Below are 20,676 nucleotides of genomic sequence, written 5' to 3'. Positions count from 1 at the left end.
CCGACCGCAGTGGTGAGGGCCCCGAGCAGCAGGCGGTGACCTGGGCAGGGGTGGTGGCGGGCCCTGGCCAGGGGATCACCGCCGGTCAGCAGCTGAGGTGTGGTTCAGCCGTGGTGTCAGGACTTCTCGAGGTATTCGGCCCGGTCTTCGTCGACCACCTCGGCGACCATGCGGGCCAGGCCCGGGTGGTCGTGGAGAGTGGGGTCGGCTTCGACGACTCGGGCCGCTTCTTCGCGGGCTCGGGCGATGACGTCCTCGTCGCGGAGGAGGGAGAGCATCTTCAGGCCGGACTTGCGGCCCGACTGGGCCGCGCCGAGGATGTCGCCCTCGCGGCGGAGTTCCAGGTCCAGTCGGGCCAGTTCGAAGCCGTCAGTGGTGGAGGCGACCGCGTCCAACCGCTCGCGGGTGGTGGTGCCGCCCATGGCCTCGGTGACCAGCAGGCACAGGCCCGGGGCGCTGCCCCGGCCGACCCGGCCGCGCAGCTGGTGGAGCTGGCTGACGCCGAAGCGGTCCGCGTCCATGATCACCATCACGGTGGCGTTCGGGACGTTGACGCCGACCTCGACCACCGTGGTCGCCACCAGCACGTCCACCTCGCCAGCGGCGAAGGCGCGCATCACCGCGTCCTTGTCGTCGGCGGGCAGGCGCCCGTGCAGCACGCCCAGCCGCAGGCCCTTGAGCGGGCCCGCGGCGAGCTGCTCGGCGACCTCGAGTACCGCCAGCGGCGGGCGGCGCTCCTCGCCGTCCTCCGGCGGCGGCTCCTCACCCTCGTCGCTGTCGTCCACCGCCGTCTTGCGGGACTTCTTCCCGCCCTTGCCCGCGTCCTCCTCGTCGTCACCGATCCGCGGGCACACCACGTAGACCTGGTGCCCGGCGGCGACCTCCTCGTGGATGCGCGCCCACGCCCGCTCCAGCCAGGCTGGCTTCTCCGCCACCGGCACCACGCTGGTGCTGATCGGTGAGCGCCCCTGCGGGAGCTCCCGCAGCGCCGAGGTCTCCAGGTCGCCGTAGACGGTCATCGCCACCGTGCGCGGGATGGGTGTCGCGGTCATCACCAGCACGTGCGGTGAGGTCTCCGCACTGCCGCGGGCGCGCAGCGCGTCGCGCTGCTCCACGCCGAACCGGTGCTGCTCGTCGACCACCACCAGGCCCAGGTCGGCGAAGGAGACCCGGTCCTGGATCAGCGCGTGCGTGCCGACCACGATCCCGGCCTCCCCGGAAGCCGCCTCCAGCAGGGCCTTCCTGCGCTGCGCCGCCCCCAGCGAACCGGTCAGCAGGGTCACCCGGGTCGCCTCCTCCGCGGCGCCGAGCTCACCCGCCATGGCCAGCTCGCCGAGCAGTTCCCGCAGCGAGCGGGCGTGCTGCGCGGCCAGGACCTCGGTGGGGGCGAGCATCGCCGCCTGCCGACCGGCGTCCACCGCCTGCAGCATCGCGCGCAGCGCCACCACCGTCTTGCCGCTGCCGACCTCGCCCTGCACCAGCCGGTTCATCGGGTGGTCGGTGGCCAGGTCGGCGGCGACCTGCTCGCCGATCTCCTGCTGCCCCCTGGTCAGCTCGAACGGCATGCGCTGGTCGAAGGCGGCCAGCACGCCGTCGTCGCGGCGCGGGCAGACCGGTGCCGGGTGCGACTTGGCCGACCCGCGCAGCTGGGCCAGCACCAGCTGCACCGACAGCGCCTCGTCCCACTTCAGCCGCTCCTGCGCGGTCGCCACGTCGGCGAAGCTCTGCGGGCGGTGGATCTTGCGCAGCGCCGACTCCAGGGTGGCCAGCCCGAGCCGGTCGCGCAGCTCCGCGGGCAGCGGGTCGTCGGTGCCGTCCCAGACGTCGAGCACCTGCGCCACGCACCGCGCGAGGGACCACGACGGCAGGCCCTGCGCCGACGGGTAGACCGGGATCAGCGCGGCGGCGAACTCCTCGGCGGCCGAGCCGATGTCGGTCGCCTCGTCGTCGAACAGCTGGTACTCGGGGTGCGCCAGCTGCAGCTGCTGCCGGTAGGAGGTGACCTTGCCGGCGAACATCCCGCGCCGCCCCGGCACCAGCTCCCGCTCCCGCCAGGCCTGGTTGAAGAACGTGCAGCTCAGCGAGCGGTGCCCGTCGGTGATACGGGCTTCGACGATGGTGCCCCGGCGGGACTTCATGGTGCGCTTGGCAACCCGCTCGACCTTCGCCAGCACGGTGGCGTGCTCGCCGATCTCCAACCCGGCGATGGCGGTCAGCTCGCCGCGCTCGGCGTAGCGGCGCGGGTAGTGGCGCAACAGGTCGCCCACGGTGACCAAGCCCAGCGCCGACTCGAGCGCCTTGCCGGACTTGGCGCCGAGCACCCGGTCGAGCTTCGCGTCCAATGTGGTCACAGCTGGTCCTCCGGTTAGAGCCTGGCCTCGAACCCGGTCGTGGTCGTCCGCTTCGGAAGCGGCGGAGCCGCTCAGCCCTCCCTGGTAGCTTGCACCGCCGCGGGTTCCCAGCGTGCGCCCACTGCCGTGCGCACCGGGTCGGGCACCCGCAGTCCAGGCGGGCGCTGAGCCCCCGCACCGGCACCGCCACGCGGAACGAGCTCGTCAGACGGGTTCTCCGGCACTTGGCAAGTTAGCGGACCGCACCGACGCCGCGATCAGTCGGTGGCAACTCCGGGCTGCGGCTCCCGAGCCGCCAACCCAGCCAGCCCGCCAGCGCGCCCGCCAGCAGCAGCCAGCCCGAGCCGGGCGGGTCGACGACGTCCCGGAAGCTCGGCGCGTCCAGGTTGGCCACGGTGGTCAGCACCACGGTGCCGAGCATCGCCGCCCCGAACGCGCCCAGCGCGGCCCCGGCCCAGGCCAGGCCGCGGCGCCGGAGCACGCCGCCGAGCCCGAACACGCTCCAGACCGCGGCGACCCCCAGCCACCAGATCAGCTTGTTCAGCAGGAAGTCCTGGAGCGGGCTGGAGTCCTCGGGCGCCCCGGAGAACGTCCACTCGACCGCGATCGGGTCGGGCAACCGGGAGCTCACCGACATCGGCACCGCGAGCATCAGCAGTGCGACGAGCAGCGTCCAGCCACCCACGAACCAGAGGTACCGCCTCCGCACACCGCCCTCCCGCGCGCACTCGACCGGTGTTGACAGTACCGGCTGCCCAGGTCAGGCGACCGCGACCGGCTCCGGTCGCGCCACCGGCAACCACCGCATCAGGGCCGCGCCCAGCAGCGCCATCAGGCCCCAGCCGACCAAGCCGGTCAGCCCCACGAGGGCCAGGTTCGGCGGTTCCGCGGCCGACCCCAGCAGCATCGGCAGCCCGGCGGCGGCGTTGAACGCGCCGTGCCCGACGACCGCGGGCCACACGCTGCCGGAACGCAGGCGCAGCCAGCCCAGCAGGATGCCGATGAGCACGCAGGCGCCGGTGAACAGCAGCGCCGCCCACGGGCCCAGGTTCGGGTAGTTGTAGCCGAGCAGGGTCAGCGGCGCGTGCCACACGCCCCAGACCACCCCGGAGATCAGCAGCGCGGGCCACGTGCCGCGCCCGGTCAGCGCCGGGAGCAGCCACCCGCGCCAGCCCCACTCCTCGCCGAAGGCCAGCACGGCGTTGATCAGCGGCGCCACCAGGAACATCGTCAGCAGCTGGATCAGCACCAGGGTGCCGACGTCGAGCGGTGGGTTCCCGCCCAGCGCCGAGGCGAACAGGCTGAACCCGCCCAGGTCCAGTGCGAGCAGCCCGAGCGCGGCGCTCACCGCGACGGCGAGCGCGCTGAGCAGGCCAGCGCCGAACCACGCGGCGAGCAGCAGCACCACGGTGCGGCCCGGTCGCGGCCCGAATGTCAGGCCGGTGTCCCGCGCCCACTGGCGCGCGGGCGTGCGGCGGTTCAGCAACCACACCGCGAGCACGCCCAGGGTCGGCGTGAACATCATCACGGAGGCGATCAGCGCCAGTGAGCTGGTGAGGCCGAGCCACAGCGGCGCGGCGACCAGCCACGCGCCACCCAGCGCCACGGCCGAGAACACCCAGAGGTCGCGGTTCACAGGTCTCCCCCTTCCAGGGCCGAACGTTCGGTGACGAGCGCGTTGACCAGTTCGGCACCGCGCTCCGCGTGGTCGACGCTGATGTAGAACCTGCGGCCGGTGGTCAGCTCGAGGGCGAGGCACTCACCGCCGCGGAGCATGATCGCGGTGCTGTGCGGCAGGACCCGGTAGCCCCAGCCGCCGACCTCCAGGGCACGCCGGGTCTCCACCCGCGCGTTGTCGATCTGCTCGATCCGGACCCGCCGCACCGGCCAGCGCAGCGGGCCGAAGGAGGTGCTCACGCCGCGCTCGTCGACCTGCACCCGCGCCGAGGAGAGGGCGAAGAGGACCACCCCGACCAGCGCGGGCGCCAGCGCCGCCACCCAGACCTGCGCCAGCAGCGGCACGACCGCGGACAGCACGGCTGCCGCGCCGATGACCTGCAGCGTCCGGCTCCGCACCGAGGACACCCACACCGCGCGCTGGCCCGCCTTCAGCACGAGCTGGGGGACCTCCGCGTCGTCCTCCGCCGGCCTGGCGTCCGGGCCGCGGTTGCCGACCCACCAGCCCAGCCAGCCGCCGAGCGCGGTCCCGGCCAGCACCGGGAGCACCTGCCAGACGGGCAGTGGGCTCGCCTGCCGCCAGTCGGCGGCGTCCAGGTTCGCCCACGTGGTCAGCGCCGACAAGCCGATGACGAACACCGCCCCGGCACCGAGGATCGCCGCGGTGGACGCCCGGAGCGCCCGCCGCTGCGCCCCGCGGGCCCCGACCGCCACCGCGACCAGCGCGATGACCAACCAGCTGATCAGCTGGACCGCCAGCAGACCGGCGAACGAGGTGGACCCGTCGGGCGCGCCGGAGAAACCCCAGTGCGAGGCGAGCGGATCCGGCACCCGGTCCCGCACGGCCAGGGTCCCGGCGAGCAGCGCCGCGGTCACGGCGAGCGCCCAGAGTCCCGACGCGGCGAGGAATCGGGTGCGGTAGGTCATCTCGGCCTCCTGTGCTGGTCCGGTCCTACTTCTCGGCTGCTATCCACTCGACGACGTCGTCCGGCCGGTAGCCGTGCCGCCCGGCCTCCGCCAGCAGCTCCCGGAGCTTCTGGCGCAACGCCGCCTCGGGGTCCGGGCGGCGCAGCACGGTGACGCCGCGGCCGCGCCGGAACTCCAGCAGCCCTTCCTCCCGCAGCTCTCGCAGCGCGCGGAGCACGGTGTTGGCGTTGATCCGCATCGCGACCGCGAGGTCCCGCGCAGGGGGCAGCCGGTCCCCCGGCTCCACCTCACCGGCCGCGATGGCGCGCCGGATGGCGTCCGCCGCCTGCTCGTGCAGCGGACGCTCGTCGTGCAAGTCCAACGAGAGCAACATGGTGCTAATGAGACTAGCACCATTGTTTTCCCACGCGTGCGCGCACCGGCCAGGACGTCCCTGACCAGCGAAGATGATGGATTCGGCCTACTCCACCCCGAGCAGCAGCAGCGCGCCGAGCTCGCCCGCCGGGTACTCGGCGAGCTCCACCTCCGGGTGGGAGCGGCGCAGGTGGTCGGCCAGCCCCGCCGCCAGGCCGGTCGGGGCACCGGCGTGGATCAGCGCCGTGACCAGCTCGCCACCGGTGCTGAGCAGGCGCGCCGCGAGGTCCTGGGCGGCCGTCGGCACGTCGTCGCCGATCAGCACCACCTCGCCGTCGATCAACCCGAGCACGTCACCCGGTCGGCAGCGCCCGACCCAGGTCAGCGCCTCGGCGTCGGCGATGCGCAGCTCCCCGCGCCGGGTCGCCGCGGCGGCTTCGGCCATCGCGACCTGGTCGTCGGCCCGGCGCCGCGTCGCGTCGTGCACCGCCAGCGCGGCGAGGCCCTGGACCGGGGACGCCGTGGGCACCACCACCACGTCCGGCCCGCCGTCGACCACCTCGGCCGCGGCCCGCTCCACCACGGCCGCCGTGGCCGGGTCGTTGGGCAGCACCACGACGTGCGCCGCCCCGGTCGCCCCGACCGCCTCGGTGAACCGCTCGGCCACCTGCTCCGGGCCGACGACGAGCACGTCGGCCCCCTCCGCCGCGAACAGCTCCCCCAGCTCCGCGCTGGGCACGCAGGCCAGCACCGCGGCGTCCCGCGCGAACGCGGCCCGCTGGTCGGCGAACCGGGTCACCTTGATGTTGCGCACCCGGCCGCTGTCGATGCCGGATTCGATCGCCGCACCGATGTCGTCGCAGTGCACGTGCACGGCCCACGCGTCCCCACCGTCCCCGACGACCGACACGCAGTCGCCCAGTTGGCACAGCGCCGCCCGCAACGCCGCCACCCGCTCCTGGTCGGTGCCGCCGAGCAGGTACATGACCTCGTACTCGTACTCCGACTCGTGCTCCAGCACACCCGCGTCGCCGGGCAGCGGCGCTTCGGGGGCGAGCCGCTCGCCGTCCCGGACGACCGCGTGCAGCGCGTCGAGCACCACCACGAACCCGCGCCCGCCAGCATCGACGACCCCGGCATCCGACAGCGCGGACAGCTGCGCGGGCGTCGCGGCCAAGGCGTCGACGGCCGCGCGGGTCGCTCCGCGCACCACCTCGTCCAACCGGTCCGACCCGGCCGCTCCGCGCGCCGCCGCGCGCAGGACCGACAGCACGGTGCCCTCGACCGGGTCGGCGAGCGCCTCGCGAGCGAGTTCGTCGGCCCGGGTCAGCGCCGCGCGCAGATCACGCCCATCCGCGGCGGTCACGTCGCGGAGCTGCTCGGCCACACCCCGCAAGGCCTGCGAGAACAGCACGCCGGAGTTCCCGCAGGCGCCGCCGAGCGCACCTCTGGCGAGGGCGCCGAGCACCCCGCCGAGAGTGTCCGGGACGGCCGCGTCCAGCTCGGCCACCGCGGCCCGCATCGTCTGCAGCAGGTTGGTGCCGGTGTCGCCGTCGGCGACCGGGTAGACGTTGATCCGGTCGATCGCGGCGCGCTCGGCGACGAGCGCCGCCAGGGCGAGGTCCGCCCAGCGCCGGGCCGCCGCCGCATCCAGCGTCCGCAACAACCGGACCTCCTCCTCCGATCGGAACCACCCGAGACTAGATGAGCGGCGCCGCTCGGCGACCCGGCCGCCACCGGCAGCAACCGCGCCCCCACCAGCACGACCGGCGTCGGCGGTGGGCTACACTGATCCGGTCCCAGGGTGGCGATGACCCAGGGCGACCGGATCCTCTCCGGGCTCAGGCCGCCGCCAACGGCGGTGAACAGCAAGCTCTCACGCAAGTGGGGGTCGCTTGCGTGGCTCTCATCGCTGTAACCGTCAAGCAAAGTAAGGGGTGTCTGACGTGGCTGCCGTCTGCGACGTCTGCGGCAAGGGACCAGGCTTCGGCAACTCGGTCTCGCACTCCCACCGGAAGACTCGGCGCCGGTGGAACCCGAACATTCAGACCGTGCACGCCAAGATCGGTGTCTCGCAGCGCAAGCGCATCAACGCGTGCACCTCGTGCCTGAAGGCCGGCAAGGTCGTTCGCGGCTGAACCGCACAGCGCACAAGAACCCCGAGGTCGAGCACCTCGGGGTTTTTGCTGCGCCCAGGCGCTACGAGGCGTGGTTGCGCCACTGGGGCTCGACCTCCGCCCACTCCTCCTCCCAGGCGACCAGCCGCCGGTGCTGTACCCAGGCGCGGGCGGCGAGCAGCGCCAAGGTGGTGCCCAGACCCGAGCCGAGCAGGACCCCCGCTCCGGCCAGACCGGCCGCTTGCGTCGCCGCACCCCTGGTGAGTGGCGGAACGGTCGGCTGACCGCGCTCGTCCAGCCACACCGGGAGCGTGCCGGACGCCTGGATCCGGGCGGGCAGGTCGAGCACCGCGAACCGCTCGTCGGGCGGTTGCCCCCAGCGCACCGCGACCGGGCGGTGCGTGGTCGTGCTGCTGGGCAGCTCGGCCACCACCGACGCCACCACCTGGTGCTTGCTCAGCTGCTCCCGCTCGACCTCGACGAGGCGGCGGTCGAGCTCGCCCTGCGCCACCGCGAAGGCCAGCACCGCGGAGGCCACCGCGATCAGCACCACGAGCACCAGGGCGATCGGTTCGAAGAGGTCGGTGCGCCGCCGCAGCGGGTTCGCCCCCGGGAACGCCCCGCGGACCAGGCACCGCAGACGACTGGTGTTCCGGTCGGCTCCCATGACGAGTCTTCTTCCGCCCGAGCCCAACTTCCGGCAAGGGCCAATGTACGACTGGGCGGAACCGACGTCCACACCGCGCGACCTGCGAAGACGGCCGCTAAGGGAGCTTCCAGTCGATGGGCTCGACGCCCTTGGCGGCCAGCAGCTCGTTGACCCGGCTGAACGGCCGCGACCCGAAGAAGCCGCGGTCGGCCGACATCGGGCTGGGGTGCGGCGACTCGACGCAGTCCACGCCCGGCATCAACGGGCGGAGGTCGCGCGCGTCACGACCCCACAGGATCGCCACCAGCGGGGTGTCGCGGGCGGCGAGCGCGCGGATGGCCTGCGCGGTGACCTGCTCCCAGCCCTTGCCGCGGTGCGATCCGGGCTTGCGGGGCTCGACCGTCAGGCTCCGGTTGAGCAGCAGGACCCCGCGCTCGGTCCAGGGCGTCAGGTCGCCGCTGGTGGGCAGCGGGTGCCCCAGGTCCTCGGAGTACTCGCGGTAGATGTTGACCAGGCTGCGCGGCGGCGCCACGCCGGGGGCGACCGAGAAGCTCAGGCCCACCGCGTGACCGGGCGTCGGGTACGGGTCCTGGCCGACGATGAGCACCCGCACCTCGTGGAACGGCTGCTGGAACGCCCGCAGGACGTGCTCCGGCGCGGGCAGGTACTGGCGTCCCGCGGCGACCTCGGCGCGCAGGAACTCGCCCATCGCCCTGACCTGATCGGCGACCGGGGCGAGCGCTTCGGCCCACCCGGCCTCGACGAGTTCGTGCAGTGGACGCGCGGTCATGCAGAGCACCCTAGCGAGCCACCGGGACCAACCACCGACACCCCCGCGATCTCGTCAATGTGACACACGTCACACACGATAGAGGTAACACCGGTTGCGATATTGCCCACGGACCGGAATCGACTGTCACCCGAAGGTGGCATTTTCGCCTGTCATCCGGCGATTTACGCTGTCAAATCCGCGGGCCTCCGGAGCACCGTTCCGGGCGCTGGAACGGCGCCGAGCCACATAAAGGAAATACCATCGGAATGCGCCAAGCACGGTCATTTGGTGGCCTGCAAGTGGCTACTCGGCTAGGTTCTGGCGAAGTTGTCGATCGACCACGGCCGTGGACGACATGACCCGGAGGTGGGCCGCAAACTCATGACTTCGCAGGAGAACGAAACATCACCCGAACAGCGGAAGCTGCTGCGCCGCGCGGTGGGCGCCGCCGCAATCGGGAACTGCACGGAGTGGTACGACTTCGGCGTATACGCCTACGTCGCGGTCTACATCGGTCACCAGTTCTTCCCCGGTCCGCTCGAGACGGTCTCCGCGTTCGGCGTCTTCGCCATCTCGTTCCTGTTCAGGCCGCTGGGCAGCCTGTTCTTCGGGCCGCTCGGCGACCGGATCGGGCGGCAGAAGGTACTGGCAATCACGATCTTGCTGATGTCGGGTTCCACATTCGTCATCGGATTGTTGCCGACATACGACGCCATCGGGATCTTCGCCCCGATGCTGTTGCTCCTGTGCCGGTTGTTGCAGGGCTTCTCCACCGGTGGTGAATACGGTGGCGCGGCGACCTACATCGCGGAGTTCGCCCCCAACCGCAAGCGCGGTTTCTGGGGCAGCTGGCTGGAATTCGGGACGCTGGCCGGATTCGGGCTCGGCGCGCTGGTGCCGACCATCCTGATCTTGACCATGGGCACCGAGGCGATGGAGGCCGGTGGCTGGCGCATTCCGTTCCTGATCGCCGGTCCGCTCGGCGGCGTCGGCCTCTACTTGCGGAGCAAGCTGGAGGACACCCCGGCGTTCAAGGAGCTGGAGGCCACCCACCAGGTCGCCAAGTCGCCGCTGAAGGACCTGGTCCGGGACTGGTGGCGGCAGCTGCTGATCCTGATGGGCATCGTGGTCCTGATCAACATCGCGAACTACACGATCCTGACCTACATGGAGACCTACCTGAAGGACGCCCTCCAGGTGCCGCCCGGTCAGGAGTACCAGGTCCTGGTCCCGCTGCTGCTCACCGTCGTGTTCATGATGGTGATCATCACGCCGGTCGGCGCGCTGTCGGACCGGATCGGCCGCAAGCCGCTGTTCCTGTCCGCGGCGATCTGCTTCCTGGTGCTGCCCATCCCGGCCTTCATGCTGATCAGCCAGGGCACCGTGCTGACCACGGTGTGCGGCCTGGGGCTGCTGGCGATCGGGCACGTGCAGCTGATCGGCCCACTGGCCGCGACGCTGCCCGCGATGTTCCCGACGAAGGTCCGCTACGCGGCCTTCTGCATCGGCTACAACATCTCCACCGCGGCCTTCGGCGGCACCGCGCCGCTGGTCAACGACGCGGTCGTCAAGGGCACCGGGAACACCTACTTCCCGGCGTACTACCTGATGGCCGCGGCGCTGGTGGCCCTGGTGCCGATCCTGCTGATGAAGGAAACCGCCGGAAAGCCGCTCATGCAGGACGCGCCGTCCCCGGCGAAGTCCTCGACGAGCTGACCGAACGGCAGGAGGGCCCCGGTGCGCTGCGGCGCGCCGGGGCCCTCCGCGTTCGCGCGGGCGGCTACCGCCAGTGCTCCCAGCCGCTGGGCCCCTGGTACTCCGCACCGTCCACCGTGACGCCCGAGCCCTCGGCGACCACGCCGATCTCGCGCCAGCCCTCCGGCAGCGGGTGACCGGCCGGGAACGTCGCGACCAGCGCCTGGTCCTCGCCGCCGGTGAGCACCCAGTGCCGGGCGTCGGCACCGAGCGCGGAGGCGACCTCGGTCAGCCGCTGCGGGACCTCCACCTGCTCAGTACGGACGTCGACGGCGACCTGCGAGGCCGCCGCGATGTGGCCGAGGTCGGCCAGCAGCCCGTCCGAGGTGTCCACCATGGCGGTCGCACCGGCCAGCGCCGCCTGCGGCCCGGCCGAGTACGGCGGCTCCGGCACGCGGTGCGCGCCGACGACCGCGACCGGCGACCGGAAACCCCGGCCGAGCACCGCCAGCCCGGCCGCCGACCAGCCCAGCCGGCCGGCCACCGCGACCACGTCGCCGGGCCGCGCGCCCGCACGGGTCACCGGCGGGCGGCCCTGCAGGTCGCCGAGGGCTGTGACGGAGATCGTCAGCGAGGCCGCCGTCACCATGTCGCCGCCGATGATGCTGATGCCGACCTGCTGTGCTTCTTCCCACATGCCGTCGAGCAGCTCGTCGGCGACGTTCGTGGGCAGTTCCGGGGAGCAGCCCAGCCCGACCAGCAGGCCGGTGGGCACCGCGCCCATCGCGGCGATGTCGGAGAGGTTGACCGCGACGGCCTTGCGCCCCACCTGGTGCGGCGTGGACCAGTCGAGGCGGAAGTGCACCTGCTCGACCAGCACGTCGGTGGTGGCCACCACCCGCCCGTCGGGTGCCGCCAGGACCGCGGCGTCGTCCCCTGGTCCGAGCACGGTGCCGGATGACTGCGCGCGACCGGCTGTCACTCGATCGATGAGACCGAACTCACCCAACTGGGAAACGGTCTGTGCGTCCTGCGACGAATCAGGACCCAACTGGGACCTTCCTTCCTTGAGCATCCGCTCGGTCCGATGAGGTAGCTTTCTGCCAGTTTCCTACCCCGAGCACATCGGCAAGACGAAGGGGCACGCCGTGGTTCAGGCTTACATCCTCATCCAGACCGAAGTCGGCAAGGCCGCTGCGGTGGCCGGCGAGATCAAGGACTTCCCGGGCGTCATCAGCGCCGAGGACGTCACCGGTCCGTATGACGTGATCGTGCGCGCCGAGGCGGACAACGTCGACCAGCTCGGCAAGATGGTCGTCGCCAAGATCCAGAACGTGGAAGGCATCACCCGCACCCTCACGTGCCCGGTGGTGCACCTGTAAGTCCTCCGGCGGTGACGAGCACCCTCCGGTTCGGGCCCGGTCGTTCCGGGGGTCGTGAGCGCGTAACAGTGTTCCAACCCCGTTTCGCACTCACGACCAGGATCTGAGGGTGCCTCGCCGGGAGGAGTGCGCGGCCAGGCCGGTGTCCAGCGACGACGGCGGCCGTGCTGTAGTGGACGACGTGGTTCACCAATCAGCGACCGGAGTGCCCCGGCCGGTGTTGATCGTGGCGATCACGCTCGGAGCACTCCTCGCCCTGGCGGTCGCCGGAATCGGCACGTACGGCTGGTACACCGCCCGACAGGAGCAGCAGGCGGTCGAGGCCGCCGAGCAGGCCCGCCGCACGGGTCCGCTGGCCCTCGCCCCGATCCCCGCGCCGGAGGCGGGATCGGCGGAGTGCGCCGCGGTCATCGACGCGCTGCCGCGCGAGCTGGCCGTCGGCGACGCCCTGGTCCCACGCCGCGAGCTGGCGCAGCCCGCGCCCGCGGCGACGGTCGCGTGGGGCGATGCCGACCACGACCCGATCACGGTCCGCTGCGGCATCGATGCGCCCGCCGAGCTGACGCCCACCTCGCAGCTGGTCGACGTCTCCGGCGTGAGCTGGCTGGAGATCAACCAGGGCGGCGACACCTCGTGGCTGGCGGTCGACCGCCCGGTCTTCGTCGCACTGAGCGTCCCCGGTGACACCGGAACCGGCCCGCTGCAGGACCTCTCGGCGATCCTGCGCGAGAAGCTCCCCAAGCAACCGGTCTTCCCCTGATCCCGCGCGTCCGGCCCCGGTCCCCGCAGGTGGGGGCCGGGGCCGGACGGGTCAGCGCAGGCCGGTGCCGCGGGCGGTGGCCGTGTCGATCAGGGTGGTCAGCAGGGTCGGGTAGTCCACGCCGCTGTGCGCCCACATCCGCGGGTACAGCGAGATCGGCGTGAAGCCCGGCATGGTGTTGACCTCGTTGACGATCAGCTCGCCGTCCTCGGCGAGGAAGAAGTCCACCCGCGCCAGGCCCTGGCACTCCAGCGCGCGGAAGGCGCGCACCGCGTCCGAGCGCAGCTGCTCGATCGCGTCGTCGCCGATCTTGGCCGGGATGTCGAACTCGGTGACGTCGTCGAGGTACTTGGACTCGTAGTCGTACCAGTCGGACTCACCGGTCACCCGCAGCTCGGCGGGTTGCGAGGCCTCGACCCGGCCGTCCGGGAACTCCAGCACACCGCACTCGATCTCGCGCCCGACCACCGCGGACTCGATGATCACCTTGGGGTCGGTGCGCCGCGCCTCGGCGATCGCGGCGTCCAGCTCGGCCCAGTCGGTGACCTTGCTGATGCCCAGCGACGACCCGGCGCGCGCGGGCTTGACGAACACCGGCAGCCCGAGCCGCTCCCGCTGCGCCTCGTCCAGTGTGGACTGGTCGCGGCGCAGCACCTCGTAGCGGCCGACCGACAGGCCCTCCGCGGCGAGCAGCTTCTTGGTGTACTCCTTGTCCATCGACACCGCGCTGGACAGCACGCCCGGCCCCACGTAGGGCACGTCGGCCATCTCCAGCAGGCCCTGGATGGTGCCGTCCTCACCGAACGCGCCGTGCAGCACCGGGAACACCACGTCCACCGACGACAGCACCTCGCCGCCCCGCTCCGGGCCGAGCAGCACCAGCTCGCGCCGGGTGGGGTCGCCGGGCAGCGCGATGGCAGTGCCGGACTCGACCGCGGGCTCCTTGCGGTCCCGGATCTCCAGCTGCTCCGGGTCGTCGGTGCCCAGCACCCAGGCACCCTCGCGGGTGATGCCGACCGGCACGATCTCGAAGCGGTCCTGGTCCAGGTGCGCGAGGACGCTGCCGCCGGACACGCAGGAAATGCCGTGCTCGGTGCTGCGCCCGCCGAAGACGACCGCCACCCGGGTCTTGCGCTGTGTCATGCGCCGGACCATACCTGCCGAGGCGGGTGCCCGTTCCGCCGCGACCGATCGCGAGTGGCGGTGGTCGCTCTGGGGCTCACCGGCCGCCGCGGCACAGACCAGCGACGACCGGCAGCGCTCGCACCAGGTCGTCCCGCGAGCACGCGGCGTACCCGAGCGCCAGGCCGAACCACTGCTGGGGGCCGCAGTGGTGGCGCCGCAGGCCGTCGAGGACGAGCCCGCGCTCCCCCGCCTCCGCGACCACCCGCTGCTCGGTCCGGGCGTCCGGCAGGGGCAGCACCACGTGCGCGCCCGCGCGGTCGCCGAACACCGCCACGCCTTCGGCCGCCAAGCCCTCCACCACCAACGCGCGGCGCTGCGAGAGCTCCCGGCGCAACCGGCGCAGGTGCCGCCCGAGGTCCCCGTGGCGGGCGAACTCCGCCAGCACGCGCTGCCCCGCGGCCGCCGGGCTGGTGCCGGTGATCTCGCGGCGCTCCACCACCGCCGCGGTGACCCGGTCCGGGGCGAGCATCCAGCCCACGCCCAGCGTCGGCGAGATGATCTTGCTGGTGGTGCCCAGGTGGACCACCACGTCCGGCGCCATCGACGCGAGCACCGGCAGCGGCGCGACGTCGTAGCGCAGCTCCCCGTCGTAGTCGTCCTCGATGATCAGCCACCCCTCGGCGCGCGCCCGCTCCACGAGCGCGATCCGCCGCTCCGCGGGCAACCGGCCGCCGATCGGGTACTGGTGCGCCGGGGAGCAGTAGACCGCGCGCACGCCCGCCGGGATGGCGTCCACCACGATCCCGGCGTGGTCCACCCGCGCCGGGACGACCTGCACGCCGCTGGCCCCCAGAGCGCCGACCGCGCGCTGGTACCCGGGCTCCTCCACGGCGATCGCGGCCCCCGGTTCCAGCACGGCGGCGGCCAGCTCGATGACCGCGGCGGTGGTGCCCCCGGTGGCGAGGACGTTGTCGACCGTCAGCCCGCCCAGGACGAGGCCGCGGTGCCGCAGCAGGTGCTCGACGACGGCTTCGCGGTAGGCGAGCACGCCCGCCCGGTGCGGCTTGGAGTCCGGCTCCACGTCGGCCGCCGCGCGCCAAGCCCGCCGCCACGCCGCGCGGTCGATGCCCTCCGCCCAGGGCACCCCGGGAGTGAGCACCACGGTCGGCTCCTGCGGTTCGCGCGCGGCCTGGGACGTGCCGTGCGGCGTTCCGGCCTGAGCACCGGGCGGGCTCGTCGTGACGTAGGTCCCCGACCCGTGCCGCCCGGCTAACCAGCCCTCGGCGTGCAGCTGCTCGTAGGCGGCGGCCGTCACCGTGCGGCTCACCGCGAGGTGGCGCGCGAGCGCCCGGGTGGAGGGCAGGCGGTCGCCGCCGCGCAGCTGGCCGACGGTCGCCGCGTGCCGGAGGGCGTCGGCGAGCTGGACGGCGAGCGGCCGCGGATCGTCGCGGCGCAGGTCGATGGCGAGCTCCAGCAGCGGTGAACTCGCGGGCACGACATGTGGCATTTCGAAATTCTCCCCGATTGGCACTTCGATAATGCCACTTGCCGGAAGATCCTGGTGCCCGTGACCCCACACCTGTCCCCCACCGAACGGTCCACCATCCGCCGCGGCAGCAACCGTGCCCGGACCGAGCGCGGTGAGCTGCACGCCGTGCTCGACGCAGGCCTGGTCTGCCACCTCGGCATCGTGGTCGACGGCGCGCCACGAGTGCTGCCCACCGGTTACGGCCGCGACGGCGACACGCTGTACCTGCACGGCTCCAGCGGTGCGCGGAGCCTGCGGGAAGCGGCCGAGGAACCGGAGATCTGCGTCGCGGTGACCAACCTCGACGGCATCGTCTACGCACGCTCGGCGTTCCACTCCTCCATCAACTACCGGTCCGCGGTGATCCACGGCCGCCCGCGCCAGGTCACCGACCCCGGCGAGAAGTGGCGGGCGCTGCGGGTGATCACCGAGAACCTGGCCCCCGGGTCCTGGGAGCACGCGCGGCAGCCGAACAAGCGGGAACTGGCCGCGACGGCCGTCATCGCGCTCGACCTGACCGAGGCCGCGGTGAAGGTGCGCACCGGAGGCCCCGCAGACGATCCCGAGGACGTCGAGGCGAACAAGGCGTGGGCGGGAGTCCTCCCGCTGGAGACCCGCTGGGGCTCGCCGGAACCGTCCGACGACCTCGCGCCGGGTTTCGAGCTCCCGGCGCACGTGCTGGAGCGGGGACGCCCGACATGACGCCCGCCCACCCCACCGGGGCGTGACCGTCCGGTGTGGACGGCCGCGGCTCAGCCGAGGTGCGTGCCCACCGGGTGCAGGCCGGTGACCGGGTCGTGCGCGTAAGTCGTCATCGGCGACCGGGCCGGGCGGTAGACGTGGATGCTCACCGCCGGGTCCGCACCGGTGTTGCTCACCTGGTGCACGTAGTCGGGACCGAAGACGCGGGACTGCCCGGTGGTCAGCTGGTGCAGCACCTCGGTGGTCCCGCCGCGCACGACGCGCTCGGTGAGGTCGCCGGAGACGATGGTAAAAGCACCGGTGGCACCACCGTGGTCGTGCAGCTCGGTGCGCTGGCCAGGCAGCCAGCTCAGCAGCCAGGCCTCGTGGTGCTCGGTGCGGGACAGCAGGCCGAACCAGCGCTCGTCCGGGTCGTAGCGCAGCAGGTGCGTCCAGGAACCGCGGTCGGCGGCGAGCTCCCGGGCGATGCGCACCGGGTGCGCGGAGGACAGGTCGGCAGCGGCGGCGAGGGTATTCGGCGGAACGGCGAACACGTGCGGAAGTCCTTCGGGATCGGCGTGGGTTCCGGGAACCGGCGCTCGGGAGCGCGCAGCAGCACCCGGGGATTACCTGGGATCGATCAACACGAAGAACACGAACAGAGCGCGCTGGCCACGCGGTGGAGGTCGATGTGACCCCGCCGTCCGGTCATGGCGCGCAACAACATGGCCCGCACTCAACCAGCCCCGCCGACCCCGAGTCAACTCGGACCGGCCCCATCTCACTCCACGGGGTGTGCCCCACCCCACACCAACTCAGGACAGCGCTTGGAGCACGTCGGCGACGAGGTCGTCCGGGTCCTCGCAGCCCGCGGAGAAGCGGACGAAGCCCTCGGGCACCGGGTCGCCCCACTGGGCCCGGCGGTCCACGGTGCTGTGCAGCCCACCGAAGCTGGTCGCCGACACCACGAGCGAGCTGCGCCGGACGAACTCCTCCACCGCCGCGGCGTCGGCAAGCTCGAACCGGAACACCCCGCCCCAGCGCCGCATCTGCCGCCGTGCGAGATCGTGCGACGGGTCGCCGGGCGCACCGGGCCAGCGCAGGCCGGAGATCGCGGGGTGCCCGCGCAGCGCCGCGACGAGTGCGGCGGCGTTCTCCGCCTGCCGCGCCAGGCGCAGGTCGAGGGTGCCCATGCTGCGGTGCACCAGCCAGGTCTCGAACGGCCCCGGGATGGCACCGGAGAGGGTCCGCGCCCGCACCAGCCGCTCGGCCAGCTCGGGGTCGCGCACCGAGACGTGCCCCATCAGCAGGTCGCTGTGCCCGGCCAGGGCCTTGGTGTCGCTGGCGATGACGATGTCCGCGCCCAGCTCCAGCGGGCGCTGGCCCAGCGGCGTCGCCGTGGTGTTGTCCACCGCCAGCAGGGCGCCCGCCCGGTGCGCGCGCTCGGCGAGCTCGGCGATGTCGCACACGTCCAGCCCCGGGTTCGAGGGGGTTTCCAGCAGCACCAGGCGGACCCCGGCGAAGACGTCGTCGGTCCACGGGCCGGGGGTGCCGACCTCCCGGACGTCCAGCTCCAGCTCGGTCAGCTCGTCGCGCACGAACTGCCGGGTCGCGTAGTAGCCGTCGTTGGGCAGCACCAGCGCGTCGCCGCGGCGCAGCACCGCGCGCAGCACCGTGCTGATCGCGGCCATGCCCGAGGGCAGCAACAGGCAGTGCCCGCCGTCGAGCTCACCGATCGCGGCTTCCAGCGCGCGCCAGGTCGGGTTGCCCGCCCGCCCGTAGAAGTCCCCGCCCTGGAAGTCCTCCCCGAGGTGGAACGGGGCGGCGAACACCGGCCCCGGCAACATCGGGCTCCCGCTCACGGGTTCGGGGTGCCCGCCTCGCACGCACCGCGTGCCGTCGCCGTAACCGCTCACAACTCACCTGCCACATCGCTGCGCTGGACCGAACGCCACCGACCGCTGCTGCGCCCGAGGCCACGACCCAGCCAAGCAGCTCCCGCCCGCGGGGACGACCCAACGTGCGCTGGCCCACCTGCGGATCCAGCGGAAATCACTCGGGCTTGCGCTCGCGCCCCAGCAGTTGCGCCGCCGCCGGTCCGGGCTGCAGGCCTTCGTGGCAGACGCGGTGCACCACGTCGGTGATCGGCATCTCCACCCCGTGGCGGGCCGCCAGCTGGCGGATCGACGAGCAGGACTTGACGCCCTCGGAGACCTGGCCGTGCGCCGCTTCCTGCGCCTGGGCCAGGGTCTCACCGCGACCGAGGCGCTCGCCGAAGGTCCGGTTGCGCGACAGCGGCGACATGCACGTGGCCACCAGGTCACCCAGCCCGGCCAACCCCGCGAAGGTCATCGGGTCCGCGCCGAGCGCGACGCCCAGCCGCGTGGTCTCGGCCAGGCCTCGGGTGATCAGCGAGGACATCGTGTTGTGCCCGAAGCCGAGCCCGACCGCCATGCCGCAGGCCAGCGCGATGACGTTCTTGCACGCCCCGGCGATCTCGATGCCGACCAGGTCGGTGTTGGTGTAGGGCCGGAAGTACGGCGTCGAGCAGGCGTGCTGCAGGGCGACCGCACGGTCGTGGTCGGCGCAGGCCACCACGGTCGCGGTCGGCTGCTCGGCGGCGATCTCCTTGGCCAGGTTCGGGCCGGACACCACCGCGACCTGCTCCATCGGCACGTCGGCGACCTCGGCGATGACCTCGCTCATCCGCTTCAGGGTGCTCAGCTCCACCCCCTTGGCCAGGCTCACCAGGGTCGCGCCAGCGGGCAGCAGCGGTTGCCAGCCCGCGAGGTTCTCGCGCAACGTCTGGCTCGGCACGGCCAGCACCACCACGTCGGCGTCGTGCACCGCGGCGGCCGCGTCGTCGGTGGCGCGCAGGGACTCCGGCAGGCGCACGTCCGGCAGGTAGCCCGCGTTGCTGCGGGAGCCGTTGACGGCCTCGGCGACCTCCGCGCGGCGCGCCCACAGCACGACGTCGTTGCCCGCGTCGGCGAGCACCTTCGCGAAGGTGGTGCCCCAGGACCCGGCGCCGAGCACCGCGATCCGCTCAGGCCGCACCATCATCGCCCCGCTTCTTGCGGGCGGGGCTGAAGAACTCGGTCGGCGGTTGCTCCTCGCGGATCTCGCCGAGCAACTCCCGGACCCGCCGCATGGTCAGCTGGGTGACCTCGCGCAGCGCCTGCCCGTCCGGGTCCGCGCCGCGGTGGGCCGACAGGTCCAGCGGCTCGCCGAAGGCGAACTTGACGGTCTTGCGCGGGAACGGGCGGAACCGCTTGGCGTAGTGGTCGTAGATCTCCTTGGTGCCCCAGCGGGCGGCCGGGATCACCGGGATGTCGTGGGCCAGCGCCAGCCGGGCCACCCCGACCTTCGGCGTCATCGGCCAGCCGTCCGGGTCCTTGGTGATGGTGCCGTCCGGGTAGATCACGATCGCCTTGCCGCGCTCCAGCGCCTCGTGCGCGTCCCGCAGGCTCTTCTGCGCGTCGGCGGTGCCGCGGTAGACCGGGATCTGCTCCACGCCGACCAGCACGCTCTTGAGCACCGGGACGTTCCACAGGGTGTGCTTGGCCAGGAAGCGCGGCACCCGCCCGGCGCGGTGCACGGTCACCGCGTCGAACACCGGGTCCAGGTGGGAGACGTGGTTGAGCACGATCAGCGCCGGTCCGTCGGCCGGGATGTGGTGCAGGCCGCGCACCTCGGTGCGGGCCAGCGCGGCGGTCAGCGGGTAGAACACCGCGCGGGCCAGGCCGAGCCAGAACTTGCCCACGCCCCGCGCCTTCTCGCTGCTTTTCCTCCGCTGGCGCCGGAGGCTCCTCGGTTCCGCCACGGCATCTCCTCATCTCTCCTCGCGAGCGCCCGCAAAGTTACCCCGACCCCGGCCGCGCACCGGCAACCAGTCGGTTCCCCAGGCCTGTCGGCCGAGCCGGGAAGATGGGTGCGTGAGTGCCAACCACACCCGGCCGGGCGGCCGGTCCGCACCGCGGGCCTGCCCCGCGGTGCACCTCATCGTGCCGATCAAACCGCTGCACCTGGCCAAGTCGCGGCTGTTCAGCGGCGGCGCCCGCCACCCCGCCGCGCACGCCGAGCTGGTCGCTGCCGTGGCGTTGGACACAGTGGCCGCCGCGCGCCGCGCCGAGGGCGTCGCCGACGTCGTCGTCATCACCTCCGATCCGCGGCTGACCACCGAGTTCACCGCCGCGGGAGTGGAGGTGCTGGCCGACGTCCCGGCGGCCGGGCTCAACCCGGCGCTGCGGCACGGCGCGGCCGAGCTGTGGCCGCGGGTGGCGCGGATCGGCGCGCTGCAGGCGGATCTGCCCGCGCTGCGGCCGGACGAGCTGGCGGCCGCGCTCCGCGCCGCCGGGTCGGACCGCTCGTTCTGCCCGGACCGGCACGGCACCGGCACCACTCTGCTGCTGGCCGAGCCGGGGCAACCGCTCGACCCGCGCTTCGGCCCCGGTTCGGCCGACGCGCACGCCGAGTCCGGGGCGAAGCCGCTCCTCGGCCCGTGGGACTCGCTGCGCTGCGACGTAGACACCGAGACCGACCTGGCCGCCGCCCGCGCCCTCGGTCTCGGTCGGCGCACCGGCGCGGTGCTGTCCGGCGGAATCGGCTCGAACCACGCGAACCAGCACAACGGCGACACGAAACGACTGTGAACTCTT

Annotated in this window: 21 protein-coding genes; 6 read left to right on the top strand and 15 right to left on the bottom strand. The window is 73.0% G+C overall.

Going from position 1 to position 20,676, the window contains the following annotated elements; genetic code table 11:
- Nucleotides 1-116: 116 nt before the first annotated feature.
- From recG to ABT324_RS01745, 6 genes are all read right to left on the bottom strand, one after another.
- The gene (recG, locus tag ABT324_RS01770) at nucleotides 117-2,351 is read right to left on the bottom strand and encodes an ATP-dependent DNA helicase RecG (protein WP_351169910.1); all 2,235 of its coding nucleotides are present in this window, start codon (nucleotides 2,349-2,351) and stop codon (nucleotides 117-119) included.
- A gap of 232 nt (nucleotides 2,352-2,583) precedes the next feature.
- Entirely contained in the window at nucleotides 2,584-3,060 is a 477-nt protein-coding gene (locus ABT324_RS01765; protein WP_351169907.1) for a hypothetical protein, read from the bottom strand.
- 51 nt (nucleotides 3,061-3,111) lie between these two features.
- The gene (locus tag ABT324_RS01760) at nucleotides 3,112-3,987 is read right to left on the bottom strand and encodes a CPBP family intramembrane glutamic endopeptidase (protein ID WP_351169904.1); all 876 of its coding nucleotides are present in this window, start codon (nucleotides 3,985-3,987) and stop codon (nucleotides 3,112-3,114) included.
- On the bottom strand, nucleotides 3,984-4,955 hold the full coding sequence (locus ABT324_RS01755; protein ID WP_351169901.1) for an SdpI family protein: 972 nt from the start codon (nucleotides 4,953-4,955) through the stop codon (nucleotides 3,984-3,986). Before ABT324_RS01755 ends, ABT324_RS01760 begins: the two co-directional genes overlap by 4 nt.
- 25 nt (nucleotides 4,956-4,980) lie before the next feature.
- A complete protein-coding gene (locus ABT324_RS01750) occupies nucleotides 4,981-5,328 on the bottom strand; it encodes a GntR family transcriptional regulator (protein ID WP_351169898.1) in 348 nt (115 codons plus the stop codon).
- Nucleotides 5,329-5,415: 87 nt separating this feature from the next.
- Nucleotides 5,416-6,975, bottom strand: coding sequence for a DAK2 domain-containing protein (locus tag ABT324_RS01745; protein ID WP_351169895.1), 1,560 nt, complete (start codon nucleotides 6,973-6,975; stop codon nucleotides 5,416-5,418).
- 280 nt (nucleotides 6,976-7,255) lie between these two features.
- Here ABT324_RS01745 and rpmB point away from each other — a divergent pair, with 280 nt between their 5' ends.
- Nucleotides 7,256-7,447 carry a 50S ribosomal protein L28 gene (gene rpmB, locus ABT324_RS01740; RefSeq protein ID WP_150067607.1) on the top strand — a complete coding sequence of 64 codons (192 nt, stop codon included), beginning with the start codon at nucleotides 7,256-7,258 and terminating at the stop codon, nucleotides 7,445-7,447.
- Between the two features lie 61 nt (nucleotides 7,448-7,508).
- Here the strand turns inward: rpmB and ABT324_RS01735 are convergent, their stop codons facing one another.
- Entirely contained in the window at nucleotides 7,509-8,093 is a 585-nt protein-coding gene (locus ABT324_RS01735; RefSeq protein ID WP_351169892.1) for an Rv1733c family protein, read from the bottom strand.
- Between the two features lie 97 nt (nucleotides 8,094-8,190).
- On the bottom strand, nucleotides 8,191-8,865 hold the full coding sequence (locus ABT324_RS01730; protein ID WP_351169889.1) for a uracil-DNA glycosylase: 675 nt from the start codon (nucleotides 8,863-8,865) through the stop codon (nucleotides 8,191-8,193).
- Nucleotides 8,866-9,228: 363 nt separating this feature from the next.
- On the opposite strand from ABT324_RS01730, the gene ABT324_RS01725 reads away from it, so the two are divergent.
- Nucleotides 9,229-10,563 carry an MFS transporter gene (locus ABT324_RS01725; RefSeq protein ID WP_351169886.1) on the top strand — a complete coding sequence of 445 codons (1,335 nt, stop codon included), beginning with the start codon at nucleotides 9,229-9,231 and terminating at the stop codon, nucleotides 10,561-10,563.
- 64 nt (nucleotides 10,564-10,627) lie between these two features.
- On the opposite strand, the gene ABT324_RS01720 is transcribed toward ABT324_RS01725, so the two are convergent.
- Nucleotides 10,628-11,593 (bottom strand): thiamine-phosphate kinase, encoded by a 966-nt coding sequence (locus ABT324_RS01720; protein ID WP_502949667.1) that lies wholly within the window; start codon nucleotides 11,591-11,593, stop codon nucleotides 10,628-10,630.
- Nucleotides 11,594-11,690: 97 nt separating this feature from the next.
- On the opposite strand from ABT324_RS01720, the gene ABT324_RS01715 reads away from it, so the two are divergent.
- Both ABT324_RS01715 and ABT324_RS01710 read left to right on the top strand, forming a co-directional pair.
- Nucleotides 11,691-11,924, top strand: a complete 234-nt coding sequence (locus tag ABT324_RS01715) for an Lrp/AsnC family transcriptional regulator (protein WP_351169880.1) — start codon at nucleotides 11,691-11,693, stop codon at nucleotides 11,922-11,924.
- A gap of 226 nt (nucleotides 11,925-12,150) precedes the next feature.
- Entirely contained in the window at nucleotides 12,151-12,684 is a 534-nt protein-coding gene (locus tag ABT324_RS01710) for a DUF3515 domain-containing protein (protein WP_351169877.1), read from the top strand.
- Between the two features lie 51 nt (nucleotides 12,685-12,735).
- Here the strand turns inward: ABT324_RS01710 and ABT324_RS01705 are convergent, their stop codons facing one another.
- Complete coding sequence (locus ABT324_RS01705) at nucleotides 12,736-13,827, bottom strand: D-alanine--D-alanine ligase family protein (RefSeq protein WP_351169874.1); 1,092 nt, start codon at nucleotides 13,825-13,827, stop codon at nucleotides 12,736-12,738.
- A 76-nt stretch (nucleotides 13,828-13,903) separates the two neighbouring features.
- Complete coding sequence (gene pdxR / locus ABT324_RS01700; RefSeq protein ID WP_351169871.1) at nucleotides 13,904-15,316, bottom strand: MocR-like pyridoxine biosynthesis transcription factor PdxR; 1,413 nt, start codon at nucleotides 15,314-15,316, stop codon at nucleotides 13,904-13,906.
- Between the two features lie 60 nt (nucleotides 15,317-15,376).
- Between pdxR and ABT324_RS01695 the strand changes: the two genes are divergently transcribed.
- The gene (locus ABT324_RS01695; RefSeq protein ID WP_502949666.1) at nucleotides 15,377-16,039 is read left to right on the top strand and encodes a pyridoxamine 5'-phosphate oxidase family protein; all 663 of its coding nucleotides are present in this window, start codon (nucleotides 15,377-15,379) and stop codon (nucleotides 16,037-16,039) included.
- Nucleotides 16,040-16,089: 50 nt separating this feature from the next.
- Here the strand turns inward: ABT324_RS01695 and ABT324_RS01690 are convergent, their stop codons facing one another.
- From ABT324_RS01690 to ABT324_RS01675, 4 genes are all read right to left on the bottom strand, one after another.
- Nucleotides 16,090-16,572: a cysteine dioxygenase gene (locus tag ABT324_RS01690; RefSeq protein ID WP_351169865.1), complete on the bottom strand. Its 483-nt coding sequence runs from the start codon at nucleotides 16,570-16,572 to the stop codon at nucleotides 16,090-16,092.
- Nucleotides 16,573-16,833: 261 nt separating this feature from the next.
- A complete protein-coding gene (locus tag ABT324_RS01685; protein WP_351169862.1) occupies nucleotides 16,834-17,934 on the bottom strand; it encodes a cystathionine gamma-lyase in 1,101 nt (366 codons plus the stop codon).
- A gap of 136 nt (nucleotides 17,935-18,070) precedes the next feature.
- Entirely contained in the window at nucleotides 18,071-19,078 is a 1,008-nt protein-coding gene (locus ABT324_RS01680) for an NAD(P)H-dependent glycerol-3-phosphate dehydrogenase (RefSeq protein WP_351170053.1), read from the bottom strand.
- Nucleotides 19,065-19,841, bottom strand: a complete 777-nt coding sequence (locus tag ABT324_RS01675) for a lysophospholipid acyltransferase family protein (RefSeq protein WP_502949665.1) — start codon at nucleotides 19,839-19,841, stop codon at nucleotides 19,065-19,067. The genes ABT324_RS01680 and ABT324_RS01675 overlap by 14 nt, the downstream gene beginning before the upstream one ends.
- Before the next feature lie 112 nt (nucleotides 19,842-19,953).
- On the opposite strand from ABT324_RS01675, the gene cofC reads away from it, so the two are divergent.
- On the top strand, nucleotides 19,954-20,670 hold the full coding sequence (cofC, locus tag ABT324_RS01670; protein WP_351169856.1) for a 2-phospho-L-lactate guanylyltransferase: 717 nt from the start codon (nucleotides 19,954-19,956) through the stop codon (nucleotides 20,668-20,670).
- The last annotated feature ends 6 nt before the right edge of the window (nucleotides 20,671-20,676 follow it).

The organism is Saccharopolyspora sp. NPDC000359 (assembly GCF_040300525.1).
GTDB lineage: Bacteria > Actinomycetota > Actinomycetes > Mycobacteriales > Pseudonocardiaceae > Saccharopolyspora.
This window is presented reverse-complemented; position numbering and strand designations above follow the sequence as displayed.